Source organism: Corallococcus sp. RDP092CA, from assembly GCF_041903675.1.
Classification (GTDB): domain Bacteria; phylum Myxococcota; class Myxococcia; order Myxococcales; family Myxococcaceae; genus Corallococcus.
Window position 1 is genome coordinate 39,419 of the sequence record NZ_JAYESI010000047.1, and the last position, 12,112, is coordinate 51,530.

Consider the following 12,112-nt stretch of genomic DNA (forward strand, 5'->3'; position numbering starts at 1 on the left):
TCCCTTCATCGTGGCCCAGCAGAAGACCGAGAAGATTCGCCAGCAGGAGCTTCGCCAGCCGGACGCCTTCCAGAAGGTGGGCGCGGAGGCGCGAGACTGGCTGATGCAGCGCCAGAAGTTCCTCGCCATCGGCGCGGGGGTGCTCGTGCTGGGGGCGGTGGGCGTGGCCATCGCCAGCGAGGTCTCCAAGCGCGGCGAGGAGACGGCCTCCATGGCCATGGGCCAGGCGCTCACCGTCCTGGACCGCCCGGTGAAGGGCGTGGACCCGGTGGACCCGTCCGCCACGGAGCCCGCCTTCGACACGGCGCAGGCCCGGGACGAGGAGGTCGTGAAGCAGCTGGCCGCCTTCCGCAAGGAGCACGCGGGCTCGCGCGCGGCGACGACCGCCGCCCTGCCGCAGGCCAAGGCCGAGCTCCGGCTGGGCAAGAACGACGACGCCCTGGCGTCCCTGGACGCCTTCCTCAAGGGCGCCCCGGAGAACGACTCCCTGCGCGCCAGCGCCCTGGAGGGCCAGGGCTACGCCTACGAGGCCAAGGGCGACTACGCCAACGCCATCAACTCCTTCGAGGCGATGGAGAAGGCGGACACCGGCGAGTACCTGGTCGGCATGGGCGCGTACCACAAGGCGCGCATGCTGATCCTCCAGGGCAAGAAGGAGGAGGCCGCGCAGGTGCTCTCCAAGATTCCGACGGATCACCCGAACAGCGCGGCGGCCCGCCAGGCCACCGAGCGGATGGCGGTGCTGGCCGCGGAGGGCGTGAAGGTGCCCACCCCGGCGCCGCCGGCCGCGACGGCCACGGACGCGGGGGAGCCGTAGCTCGCTCATGACCATGCGGCTCGCTCGGTGGAAGCGGTGGGTGGGAATGGCGGCCGGGGTGGGGCTCCTGGCCGGGTGCGCGACGGCGCCGTTGTACGGCAACCCGGAGCTGCCCGCGGCGCCCCGTCAGCCGCCCGTGGAGTTCTTCCAGGTGAACTGGTGGACGGGGCTCCTCGACGGCGTCCCGTTGCTGGAGTACTCGCCGCACGAGCCGGCCTCCCCGGTGTACGAGCCGGAGAGCCGGAACGTCATCGCGCAGACGCGGGACGGCTACGTCCGCGCGGTGGGGCCGGACGGGAAGGTGGCCTGGTCCATGCGCACGGGGGCCCGGGCGCTCGCGGGCGGCCTGGCCAGCGAGGGGGTCGTCTACCTGCCAGGCGGTGACGGCGTGCTGTACGCGCTGGACGGCCGCACCGGCGCGGTGAAGTGGAAGTACGCCACCAACGAGTCCCTGGCCACGGTGCCGGTGCTCTCGGACGGCCTGGTGCTGGTGGCCTCGGACACCGACACGGTGTTCGCGGTGAAGGCCACGGACGGCACGTGGGTGTGGCAGTACCGGCGCGACCCGCCGTCGGGCTTCACCGTCCGGGGCGCCTCCGCGCCGAGGGTGGACCAGGGCACCGCGTACATCGGCTTCTCCGACGGCTTCCTCGTGGCCCTCAAGGTCGACGACGGCGCGGTCATCTGGGAGAAGTCCCTGTCGGGCGCGGGGACCGAGTTCCTGGACGTGGACACCACGCCGGCCATCGACTCGGCCGGGCGGCTGTACGTGGCCTCGTACAAGAACGGCCTGTACGCCCTGGAGGCGGACACCGGCGCCGTCATCTGGAACTCCAGCGTCAGCGGCCTGACGTCGCTCCTGGCCCGGGGCGAGGTGGTGTTCGCCTCCGGCGACGGCCGCGTGGACGCCTACCTGGGAGAGACGGGGAAGCTCATCTGGTCGATCCGCCTCAAGGAGCGGACGGCGCTGGCTCCGGTGTTGGCCCGGGGAATGCTGCTGGTGCCCAACGAGCGAGCGCTGCTGTTCGTGGACCCGACGACGGGCAAGACGCGCCTGTCGTGGAACCCGGGCACGGGCATCTCCGCGCCGCCGTTCGTGGTGGGCTCGCGGGTGTACGTGCTGTCCAACAACGCGTACCTGTACGCGCTGGACATGAACAACGTGAAGAAGGGGCCGCGCGGGTGACGCGCGCCGTGCCCCGGACGGTGCGGGTGGTGGCCGCGCTGATTCCCCGGCCCGGTCCGGAAGACGGCGGGCCGCGGTACCTGGTCCAGCAGCGCCTCCCCGGCGGGAGCCGCGCGCTCCTCTGGGAGTTCCCCGGCGGCAAGGTGGAGGCGGGCGAGTCGGACGAGGCCGCCCTCGCGCGCGAGTGCCGCGAGGAGCTGGACGTGGAGCTGTCCGTGGGCCGCCGCCTGTGGGAGGGCCGGCACACGTACCCGGACCTGACGGTGGAGCTGGTGCTGTACGCGGCCACGCTGGTGTCCGGCGAGCCGAAGCCGCTGGGGGCGCACCAGCTGGCGTTCCACACGCCCACGGAGATGCAGGCGCTGCCGTTCTGCGAGGCGGACGTGCCGCTGCTGGACGACCTGCTGGCGGGAAGGCTGGGTGCGCTCGATTGATGCTGCGCCACACCTTCCAGCTCATCCCCGGCGTGGGGCCGTGGCGCGAGAAGGACCTCTGGTCCAAGGGCATCCGGACCTGGGATGACTTCCCGGACGGCGGCATCGTCATCAGCCGCAAGGCGGACACGGCGGCCCGCGAGCGCATCGCGGAGGCCCGCGCGGCGCTGGCGCGGAAGGACCTGAAGGACCTGGCCCGCATGGTGCCGTCGCGCGAGCACTGGCGCCTGTACCCGGAGTTCCAGGACGACGCCGTCTACTTCGACATCGAGACGGACGGCAGCCAGACGCAGGTGCCCACGGTGGTGAGCCTGTTCGACGCCGAGGGGCTGCACGTCTTCATCCAGGGCCGGAACATGGACGCGCTGCCGGACGCCATGGCGAAGCGGCGGCTGTGGGTGACGTTCAACGGCTCGTGCTTCGACGTGCCGGTGCTGAAGGAGTACTTCGGCGCGAAGCAGTTCCCGGTGCCGGAGGCGCACATCGACCTGCGCTTCGTCACGCGGCGGCTGGGGATGGGTGGCGGGCTGAAGGAGATCGAGGACAAGCTGGGCGTGGGCCGGCCGCCGCACCTGAAGGGCGTGAATGGCTACGACGCGGTGCTGCTGTGGCGGGCGTACCTGCGGCGCGGGGACGTGGAGGCCCTGCGCTACCTGGTGGAGTACAACCTCTACGACTCGTTCCAGCTCCGGTCGCTGATGGACCTCTCGTACAACAAGGGCGCGGACGACCTGAACCTGGACGTCCCCCGGCTGAAGGTCTTCGAGCGCGGGGACCTGCTGTACGACGTGAGCCGGCTGCTCCTGGAGCTGGGCCCCACCGAGCGCGACCTGGACACGCTCGCGCGCGTGCGGGCCATGGAGCAGGACGCCTGAGCGGCCACGTGGTCCCCTGGGTCGGCCGGCCTCGACCCGGCACGCCGTGGGGCATTCCCAGCCGCCGCGCGGCGCTCACCCGGGTGACGACCCTGCCGGTGACGGACGCGGAGTGGGCGGGGGACGGCTTCGTGCTGCCGCCCATGGCCGAGGCGGTGGGCTTCGCCGTGGGGGCTCGGAGGCTGGCGGTGCTCGGTGCGCGGGAGGCCTGGCCGCCTGCGCGGGTGCTGGAGCTGCCCCGGACCGCGAGGCTCGTGGCGCTGCATCCGTCGCTCCAGTGCGCGGCGGTGCTCGGGCCGGGGCGCATCGAGATGGTGGGCCGGGCGCGGGACGGAAGTCCGGTGGAGACGCCGGCGCGAGCCTGGACGCGGCCCACGCAGGCGATGGGGTTCGACGTCACCGGCGACGGCCTGTGGACGAGCGGCATCGAGGACGGGAGGGCCTGGGTGCGCGTCCTGGATGCCCGCACGTTATCGGACGTCGCGGGGACGGAGGCCGGGCTCGGGCTGGAGACGCCCCCGCTGGGTGAGGACGACCTGGACGGGCTGCACGAATGGATCTCGCACCCGCGCCTGCCGGTGATGGGCGTGGCGGTGAGCCAGGGGCAGGAAGGCACCTGGCTCACGTTCGTGGAGCGTGGCGCTGCGGGGCTCGTGCGCGGCGCGGCGGTGGCTTCGGTGGATGCGCCGTTCTATCCGGCGGGGTTCCTGCCGGATGGCTCGGGCTTCATTGGCGTGGGGGGCTCGTGGGTGCGGCGCTGGACGTACCCGGACGTCACGCTGGCGGCGGAGTTCGCGCTGCCGGAGGCCGGGACGCTGGCGACGGGCTACATGGCGCTGGTGATGGAGGGGGCGGTGCTGGTGGCGGTGGAGGACCTGCTGGAGGCGGGTGAGTGGTACCTGCTGCAACTGGACCCCGGCTCGCTGCGGCCCGTGTGCGCGTGGGAGCTGCCGCTGTCCACGGAGGCCGTCACGTCGGTGCACCTGTTGCCCGGGGGCTTCCTGCTGTCGCCCGAGGATGGGCAGCTCTGGCGCCTGCCCGCGGAGGTCGGCATGCCCCTGGGGGAGTCGAGCGGCTAACCGCCTATGAGCCGGTGGCTACGAGTCAGCGCCTTGGAGGCACGAGCCCGGAGCTAACCGCCCACGATCCGCTGCCAGGAGCGGCTCAGCGCCTCGGAGGCGCGCGCGACGTCGTCCTCGGTCGTGCGGCGGCCGAGCGTGAGGCGCACGGAGCCGAGCGCGTCTTCTGGGGCGATGCCCATGGCCAGGATGACCGCGGAGGCGCTCTCGTGACCTTCGTGGCACGCGGAGCCCGTCGAGGCGGCGACCTCGGGTGTGCCGTCGAGCACCGCGTTCCCGGAGGCTCGCGGGAAGCGCACGTTGAGCGTGTTGGGCAGGCGCAGCTCGCGGTGGCCGTTGAGCGCGAGGCCGGGAACCGCGCTCGCGAGTCGCGCGCCCAGGAGGTCGCGGAGGCGCCGCATGCGCGCGGCCGTCGCATCCAGGTCGCGGCCCACGGCTTCGCACGCGGTGCCGAGCCCGACGATGGACGCGACGTTCTCGGTGCCTGGACGCAAGCCGCGTTCGTGGCTCGCGCCGAGCGCAAAGGGAACCAGCGGCGTGCCGCGCTTCACATAGAGCGCTCCGACGCCCTTGGGCGCGTAGAGCTTGTGGCCGGCGATGGAGAGCAGGTCGATGCCGAGCTCGCGCACCTGGACCGGCACCTTGCCGAGCGACTGCGCGGCGTCGGAGTGGACCAGGGCGCCCGCCGCGTGGGCGAGCTTCGCGAGCTCGGAGACCGGTTGCAGCACGCCGGTCTCGTTGTTCGAGTGCATGACAGTGACGAGCGCGGTGTCGCCATCCAGGGCCTCGCGCGCCTCGTCGACGCGGGCGCACCCGTCGCCATCGACCCCGATGCGCGTCACGCGTCGTCCGTGCGATTCGAGCCATGCACACGGGCGGGCTGTGGCCGGGTGCTCGATGCACGTCGTGAGGACGTGGCGCTTCGACGCGAGCGCCTCCGTCACGCCGCGGATGGCGAGGTTGTTGGCCTCCGTGCCGCCGGAGGTGAAGACGATCTCCTCCGCGTCACAGCCGAGGAGCGCCGCGACCTGCTCGCGGGCCTGGGCGACCGCGCTCCGGGCCTGGGCGCCGTAGCCGTGGTTGCTGGAAGGATTGCCGAAGTGCTCGCGCAGGTACGGGAGCATGGCGTCGACGACCTCCGGCAGGAGCGGCGTCGTCGCGTTGTGGTCGAGATAGACGGGGTGGGGTGTCCGCAGCGGCTCCATGCCTCACATCCTCCGCTCAAGTATCGAACTGCGTACGGGAGTTCGAACGTGCTTGGAATGGGCAGCGAGGCTGTCTGTAAGGTTCAGCGTCATGAGCGATCCGAACTTCGTGAATCAGGGGCCCGAAGGAATCCCACCGCCGCAACAGTCAGAGCCGCCCAAGGCTCCGTCGCGGGGCAAGGTCCTGGGCATCCTGATCGCGCTGATGGTCTTGGGGGTGGTGGCGTCGTACTTCGGCTTGAAGCGTCAGGTGGAGCCGCCGCCCGTGGTGACGGCACCGTCGGTGGTGGACGCGGGCGTGGCGGAGGCGCCCGCGGAGGTGTCGCTGCCGGAGAGCGACGGCCGCATCCGCGACCTGGCGGGCAAGCTGTCGGTGGACCCGGAGCTGGCCCGGTGGCTCCAGGAGCAGGACCTGGCGCGCCGGTTCACGGCGTCCGTGAGCAACATCGCCGAGGGTGAGAGTCCTCGGACCTCACTGTCGTTCATGGCGCCCGCGGGGGCATTCGAGGTGGGCGCGGCCGAGGCGAACGGGCGCTCGGTGATCGCGCCGCTGAGCTATGCGCGCTACGACCTGGTGGCCCGGGTGCTGGGCTCGGTGGACGTGTCCGGCGCGGCGATGGTGTACCGGGAGCTGAAGCCGCTGATCGACCAGGCGTACCGGGAGATCGCGCCGCCGGATCAGACCTTCGAAACGGCCTTTGGCCGGGCCATCCAGCACCTGCTGGCGGTGCCGGTGCCCCAGGGGCCGGTGGAGGTCGAGCCGAAAGGCGCGCTGTACGTCTACGCGTCGCCGGAGCTGGAGGGCCTGAGCAAGGCCCAGAAGCATCTGCTGCGGATGGGGCCGGGGAACATGCGGGTCATCCAGGCGAAGCTGCGGGAGCTGCGCACGGCGTTGAGCCTGCCGACCCCGGCGCCGGCGGCGCCCGAACCGTTGCCGGATCAGGCGCCGGGGCAGTCAGAAACCCAGGAATGACGGCTACTTGGACTTCTTCCTGCCGCCCTTGGCAGGGGGCGGCGGCTTGGGCTTTTCCTTGTCGCCGATGATCTGGAACGAGGCCCGGAGGTCCTCGACGTCGCGTCCGCGCGAGTCCTGGAACGCCGAGCCCGTCTGGGCGTCCACGACGAGGGTGTACGAGTAGCCCGTCTTGAGCGGCTGCGGTAGGTGGATGCGGTACACGAGGCCGTCGTCGTCCTCGGAGGCGGAGTCATCGGAGACCATGGCCCGGTCGGCTTCGTCCATCAGGCGGACGCGGTAGTTCTTGAGCCCCAGGGTGCTGCGGAGTTCCAGGTCGGAGGTGGGCTCCACGAGCGGCTTTTCCTCCAGGGCCAGGGGGATGAGCGCGGAGCCGCCATCCGGGGACAGGTACTGGAGGGTGAAGACCACGGCCTCGGGGCCGGAGTCTGGGGCGGCCGTGGCGCCGGTGACGCCGCTGTCCAGTGGAGCCTGGGCGGTCTTTTCGGGGCAGCCCGTCAGCAGGGCCGCGGTGAGGCCGCACAGCGCGGCGAGTCCGGTTCGACGGAAGAAGCGCATGGGGCGGCAAGGTACGTTCCGGACCCAGGCTCGGGAAGCACGAGATTTCAGGCCCCCGAGGCCGAAGGTTGATGGCTGACGGTGACCTGGGGGCAGGTGGAATCCCTGGGGAATCCACGGTCACAATGTCTGATAAGAAGCGTTATGTAAACTAAGCCTCTGGGGTCCTGGGTGGGGTTCTTGGAGCCCGTCCCCCATTGGCTCGATTCCGCGGCTCCGTACAGGCCAAGCCGCCCCCCCGGACCGGCTCGCCAAGAACCTGTCCGTCACCGCCGGACAACGTCGCGCAGAGCGCGGCCCAAAGCTGTGCCGCCCTGCCCGCCGAGGAAGACTCGTCGGACAGTCGGACAGGTTTCCAGTGACCGCGACCTGGGGCTGGGGCCTGGGGCCGTGATCGCGAGGCCGCGAGGCTTCAGCGCGCGTGCGGCCTCGTCCACCACCACGTCCAGCTCAGCCTGCGCGAACTGTGGCGCGCCCGGGCCCTGGCTTCCGTGCTCAGGATCGCCTGCACGTGGGCCCTCAGATCGTGCAACCGGGCACCACACCGGGCGCGTCTGCGCGCGCACGGGCAGCCCGAGTTCCCTCGGACGCGCTGCGTTGGGACGCCTCGGGTCGGAAAGCGCCTGCCCGGCGGACGCCCCTGGGAATCGTTCGGGCGCTCGGACGTTGTGCGTCCGGCGTGGGCGCTTTCCCAGCTTGACCGCTGCAGGGTCATCCCTCACAAACGCCCCGTCCCCGCGGGTTCTCCGTCCCGCGGCCCCCGAAAGGATTTCACTCATGAAGCGATTGGTCGTCATCGCCGCCCTCGTGGGTGCCGCTCCGGCGCTCGCCGATGAAGGCATGTGGACGTACAACAACTTCCCCGCCGCCAAGGTGAAGGAGAAGTACGGCTTCGAGCCGAGCCAGCAGTGGCTGGAGAAGCTCCGCCTGGGCGCGGTGCGGCTGGCCGGCGGCTGCTCGGCGAGCTTCGTGTCGCCGGACGGCCTGGTGATGACGAACCACCACTGCGCGCGCGGCTGCATCGAGCAGCTCTCCAGCGCGAAGCAGGACTACCTCGCCAACGGCTTCTACGCGAAGACCCAGGCCGAGGAGAAGCAGTGCCCGGCGATGGAGGTGAACCAGCTCGTCGAGATCACCGACGTCACGGATCAGCTCAACAAGGCCACCCAGTCGCTGACCGGCAAGCAGTACTCGGACACGCTGAAGGCGGAGATGGCCAAGGTGGAGAAGGCCTGCGCCAACGGCGACGACAAGGTCCGCTGCGACGTCGTCACGCTGTACCAGGGCGGCAAGTACAACCTCTACAAGTACCGCCGGTACCAGGACGTGCGCCTGGTGTTCGCCCCCGAGCACGCCATCGCCTTCTTCGGCGGTGACCCGGACAACTTCGAGTTCCCCCGCTACGACCTGGATGTGTCCTTCGTGCGCATCTACCAGGACAAGCAGCCGGTGAAGACGCCGGACTACTTCAAGTGGTCCGAGCACGGCGCGAAGGACGGCGAGCTCACGTTCGTGGCCGGCAACCCGGGCCGCACCTCTCGCGCGCTGACCATCGCGGAGCTGGAGTACATCCGCGACGTGTCCATGCCCAAGACGCTCATGCACCTCTCCGAGCTGCGCGGCATGCTCACCGAGTTCCAGAAGCGCGGCCCCGAGCAGAAGCGCATCTCCAGCAACATCCTGTTCGGCGTGGAGAACGCCCTCAAGGCGTCCAAGGGCCGCGAGGAGGCGCTGCTGGACAAGACGTTCTTCGCCTCCAAGGTCGCCGCGGAGCAGGAGCTGCGCAAGAAGGTCGACGCGAACCCCGAGCTGAAGAAGAAGTACGCCGGCGCGTGGGATGAGATCGCCAAGGCGGAGGCGCAGCTCAAGAACATCCGCAAGGACCTGAACTTCATGGAGCAGGGCTCGGGCTTCTCCTCCACCCTGTTCAGCATCGCCAAGACGCTGGTGCGCGCCGCCGAGGAGCTGCCCAAGGACAACGGCCAGCGACTGCGCGAGTTCAACGACGCCAACCAGCCCGCGCTCAAGGCGCAGCTCCTCAGCCCCGCGCCCATCTACCCGGAGCTGGAGATCGCCCGCCTGACCTTCGGCCTCACCAAGCTGCGGGAGGAGCTGGGCGCGCAGCACCCGTTCGTGAAGAAGGTGCTCGGCAAGGAGTCCCCGGCGCAGCTGGCCACCCGCGTGGTGAAGGGCAGCAAGCTGGCGGACGTGAAGACGCGCAAGGCGCTCTTCGATGGCGGCAAGAAGGCCGTGGACGCGTCCAAGGACCCGATGCTCCAGCTGGCCGCCCTGGTGGACCCGGACGCCCGCGCCATCCGCAAGAAGTTCGAGGATGACGTGGAGTCCGTCATCCGGAAGAACAGCGAGCTCGTCGCCAAGGCGAAGTTCGAGATCTACGGCACCAGCCAGTACCCGGACGCGACCTTCTCCCCGCGCGTGTCCTTCGGCTCCGTGAAGGGCTACACGCAGAACGGCCAGCAGGTCGCCCCCATCACCCAGATGTCCGGCACCTTCGAGCACGCCACGGGGCAGGAGCCGTTCGCGCTGCCCAAGTCGTGGCTGAAGTCGGAGAAGGTCATCACCGGCACCACGCCCATGAACTTCGTCACCACCAACGACATCATCGGCGGCAACTCCGGCTCGCCCGTGGTGAACAAGAACCACGAGATCGTCGGCCTGGTGTTCGACGGCAACATCCAGTCGCTGGGCGGCGAGTACGGCTTCGACGAGTCCGTGAACCGCACGGTGGCCGTGCACTCGGACGCCATCATCGAGGCGCTCCAGAAGGTCTACGGCGCCAACCGCGTCCTGGAGGAGCTGCGCCCCGGGAGCACCAAGGTGGCGCCGGTGAAGGCGAACCCGGCGGGGTAGGCTTCCCCCGGGCTTCTTCGTGAAGCACCCCGAGAGGCTGTCCGGTTCGCTCCGGGCAGCCTCTTCGTTCATCCACTCCTGAGCCAGCCATGCGCCTCCGCCCTGCCCTGTTCGCCGTGACCTCCACCGCCGCGCTCTGTCTGGCGGCCTGCGCCGGGAAGCGCCCCGCGGAGGCACCGCCCGCCGCCGTCCAGGACGTGGTCTCCACGGTGGACGTGGACCACTTCTGGGAGGCCTACGACGCCGTCCGGAGCACGGCCGAGCCGGCCGAGCAGCTGGCCCGCTTCCAGGCCCTCTACATCGACCGGGGCACGCCGGGGCTGCACAGCTTCATGCGCGCGAGGCGCTACACGGCGCAGGGCTACGTGGACGCCATCCGGAGCTACCCCCGCTTCTGGGAGTCCGTGCGCCCCCTGACGGCGCGCGCCCGGGAGTCCGCGGCCCGCGTGGCCCCCACCCTGGAGCGCTTCCGCGCCCTCTACCCCCGGCTGGGCGCCGCGGAGGTGTACTTCACCGTGGGCGCCCTCAACTCGAGCGGCACCGCGCTCGACGGCCGGGTGCTCCTGGGCGCGGAGCTGGCCACCGGCGACGACCGGGTGGATGTCTCCGAGCTTCCGCCCAAGCTGCGCGTGGCGCTGGGCACCTACTTCCAGAGCCGCCCCTACGAAGGCATGGACCTGCTCATCGCCCACGAGGCCGTGCACACGCGGCAGAAGGTCCCCGCGGACGTGCTGGTGGACTGGGTCGTCTACGAGGGCGTGGCGGACTTCGTGGCCGAGCAGGTCACCGGCAAGCTGCCCACGCTCGCCTACGTCACCTACGGCCCCCAGCACGACGCGGAGCTGCGCGAGCGCTTCCGCGAGGCCCAGGACGCGACGACCTTCGCCCCGTGGCTCTGGTCCGGGCCGGACAACGCGGACGGCGTGGCGGACCTGGGCTACTACGTGGGCTACGCCATCGCCCGCGCCTACCATGCGAAGGCCCCGGACAAGCAGGCGGCGCTCCAGCGGATGATCGAGCTGGACTACGCGGACACCGCCGCGGTGAAGACCTTCGTCAGGGAGAGCGGCTACCTGCCGTGAGGCCGGGAAAACCCCGGCCCCCGGGGATGGGAGCATTCATGGACGCGCGTGCGGAGCAGTTCATGCGGGACGGGTTCCTGCGCATCGACCGGGCCTTCCCCCGGGCGCTCGCGGACGCGGCGCGGGCCCTCCTCTGGCGCGACACGGGGTGCGATCCGGACCGGCCCTCCACCTGGACCCGGCCCGTCATCCGCCTGGGCATGTACCCCCAGGCGCCCTTCGTGGACGCCGCGAACACCCCCGTGCTGCGTGAGGCATACGACGCGCTCGTGGGCGCCGGGCGATGGCTGCCGCTGAAGGCCATGGGCACGTTCCCCGTGCGCTTCCCCGCTCCGGAGGACCCGGGCGACGCGGGGTGGCACATCGACATGGGGTTCGACTTCGAGAAGCCGGACTTCATGGACTGGCGCGCCAACGTCGCCTCGAAGGGCCGGGCGCTGCTCATGCTCTTCCTCTTCTCCGACGTGGGCGAGGACGACGCGCCCACCCGCCTCCGCGTGGGCTCGCACCAGGACATCGCGCGGCTGCTGGGGCCGGCCGGTGAAGCGGGCCTGACGCTGCGCCAGCTGGCGGCGAACGGCTTCGAGGAGTCCGCCCACCGGCGCGAGGCGCTGGCCACGGGCGAGGCGGGCACCGTCTACCTGTGCCACCCCTTCCTCGTGCACGCGGCCCAGGCCCACCGGGGGACGCGGCCGCGCTTCATGGCGCAGCCGCCGCTCCTGCCCCGGGAGCCCCTGAGCCTGGCCCGGCTCCCGGAGGACACCTCGCCGGTGGAGGAGGCCATCCGGCGCGCGGTGACGTGAGGCCCTGCCGCCTTGTATGAACTCCACCAGCCTGACGGTTCCGGTATAGAGCGGGGCCGGAAGGTACCGGGAGAGGGTCGCCGTGTTCGCCTTGGGGCTACCTCCTCGGGACTGAGATTGGCGCCCTCGACCGGTGTTTCAGGCTCGAACGGCATCCAGGGGGACGGCGGAGCGTCGTCGCCTCGCATTCACAAGGGCGGGCAGAAACACCGGCTCCGAGGCTCCCTGC

The 12,112-nt window shown here is 71.0% G+C and carries 11 protein-coding genes; 9 read left to right on the forward strand and 2 right to left on the reverse strand.

The window, feature by feature from the left end:
• Positions 1–7 precede the first annotated feature (7 nt).
• Genes U8525_RS32305 through U8525_RS32325 form a run of 5 tightly spaced genes read left to right on the forward strand, consistent with a single transcriptional unit; the run spans position 8 to position 4,391 of the window.
• Positions 8–817 carry a tol-pal system YbgF family protein gene (locus tag U8525_RS32305; protein ID WP_374270585.1) on the forward strand — a complete coding sequence of 270 codons (810 nt, stop codon included), beginning with the start codon at positions 8–10 and terminating at the stop codon, positions 815–817.
• Between the two features lie 7 nt (positions 818–824).
• Positions 825–2,003: a PQQ-binding-like beta-propeller repeat protein gene (locus tag U8525_RS32310; RefSeq protein ID WP_374270573.1), complete on the forward strand. Its 1,179-nt coding sequence runs from the start codon at positions 825–827 to the stop codon at positions 2,001–2,003.
• On the forward strand, positions 2,000–2,437 hold the full coding sequence (locus U8525_RS32315; RefSeq protein WP_374270574.1) for a (deoxy)nucleoside triphosphate pyrophosphohydrolase: 438 nt from the start codon (positions 2,000–2,002) through the stop codon (positions 2,435–2,437). The genes U8525_RS32310 and U8525_RS32315 overlap by 4 nt, the downstream gene beginning before the upstream one ends.
• Entirely contained in the window at positions 2,437–3,312 is an 876-nt protein-coding gene (locus U8525_RS32320) for a ribonuclease H-like domain-containing protein (protein ID WP_374270575.1), read from the forward strand. Before U8525_RS32315 ends, U8525_RS32320 begins: the two co-directional genes overlap by 1 nt.
• An 8-nt stretch (positions 3,313–3,320) precedes the next feature.
• A complete protein-coding gene (locus U8525_RS32325) occupies positions 3,321–4,391 on the forward strand; it encodes a hypothetical protein (protein ID WP_374270576.1) in 1,071 nt (356 codons plus the stop codon).
• Positions 4,392–4,444: 53 nt separating this feature from the next.
• Here U8525_RS32325 and U8525_RS32330 read toward each other — a convergent pair whose 3' ends face one another.
• Positions 4,445–5,596 (reverse strand): cysteine desulfurase family protein, encoded by a 1,152-nt coding sequence (locus U8525_RS32330; protein WP_374270577.1) that lies wholly within the window; start codon positions 5,594–5,596, stop codon positions 4,445–4,447.
• Between the two features lie 91 nt (positions 5,597–5,687).
• On the opposite strand from U8525_RS32330, the gene U8525_RS32335 reads away from it, so the two are divergent.
• Positions 5,688–6,569 carry a DUF3014 domain-containing protein gene (locus U8525_RS32335; RefSeq protein WP_374270578.1) on the forward strand — a complete coding sequence of 294 codons (882 nt, stop codon included), beginning with the start codon at positions 5,688–5,690 and terminating at the stop codon, positions 6,567–6,569.
• A 3-nt stretch (positions 6,570–6,572) separates the two neighbouring features.
• Here the strand turns inward: U8525_RS32335 and U8525_RS32340 are convergent, their stop codons facing one another.
• Complete coding sequence (locus tag U8525_RS32340; RefSeq protein WP_374270579.1) at positions 6,573–7,127, reverse strand: hypothetical protein; 555 nt, start codon at positions 7,125–7,127, stop codon at positions 6,573–6,575.
• A gap of 777 nt (positions 7,128–7,904) precedes the next feature.
• Between U8525_RS32340 and U8525_RS32345 the strand changes: the two genes are divergently transcribed.
• The 3 genes from U8525_RS32345 (at position 7,905) to U8525_RS32355 (ending at position 11,883) form a co-directional block, all read left to right on the forward strand.
• Positions 7,905–9,998: a S46 family peptidase gene (locus U8525_RS32345; protein WP_374270580.1), complete on the forward strand. Its 2,094-nt coding sequence runs from the start codon at positions 7,905–7,907 to the stop codon at positions 9,996–9,998.
• Between the two features lie 89 nt (positions 9,999–10,087).
• Positions 10,088–11,080 (forward strand): DUF2268 domain-containing putative Zn-dependent protease, encoded by a 993-nt coding sequence (locus tag U8525_RS32350; protein ID WP_374270581.1) that lies wholly within the window; start codon positions 10,088–10,090, stop codon positions 11,078–11,080.
• 38 nt (positions 11,081–11,118) lie between these two features.
• Positions 11,119–11,883 (forward strand): phytanoyl-CoA dioxygenase family protein, encoded by a 765-nt coding sequence (locus tag U8525_RS32355; RefSeq protein ID WP_374270582.1) that lies wholly within the window; start codon positions 11,119–11,121, stop codon positions 11,881–11,883.
• The last annotated feature ends 229 nt before the right edge of the window (positions 11,884–12,112 follow it).

Excerpts from the sequence above, each read along its gene's own strand:
- U8525_RS32310 (WP_374270573.1), top strand. The coding sequence starts at position 825 with ATGACCATGCGGCTCGCTCGGTGGAAGCGGTGGGTGGGAATGGCGGCC.
- U8525_RS32320 (WP_374270575.1), top strand. The coding sequence starts at position 2,437 with ATGCTGCGCCACACCTTCCAGCTCATCCCCGGCGTGGGGCCGTGGCGC.
- U8525_RS32340 (WP_374270579.1), bottom strand. The coding sequence starts at position 7,127 with ATGCGCTTCTTCCGTCGAACCGGACTCGCCGCGCTGTGCGGCCTCACC.
- U8525_RS32350 (WP_374270581.1), top strand. The coding sequence starts at position 10,088 with ATGCGCCTCCGCCCTGCCCTGTTCGCCGTGACCTCCACCGCCGCGCTC.
- U8525_RS32330 (WP_374270577.1), bottom strand. The coding sequence starts at position 5,596 with ATGGAGCCGCTGCGGACACCCCACCCCGTCTATCTCGACCACAACGCG.
- U8525_RS32345 (WP_374270580.1), top strand. The coding sequence starts at position 7,905 with ATGAAGCGATTGGTCGTCATCGCCGCCCTCGTGGGTGCCGCTCCGGCG.
- U8525_RS32355 (WP_374270582.1), top strand. The coding sequence starts at position 11,119 with ATGGACGCGCGTGCGGAGCAGTTCATGCGGGACGGGTTCCTGCGCATC.
- U8525_RS32335 (WP_374270578.1), top strand. The coding sequence starts at position 5,688 with ATGAGCGATCCGAACTTCGTGAATCAGGGGCCCGAAGGAATCCCACCG.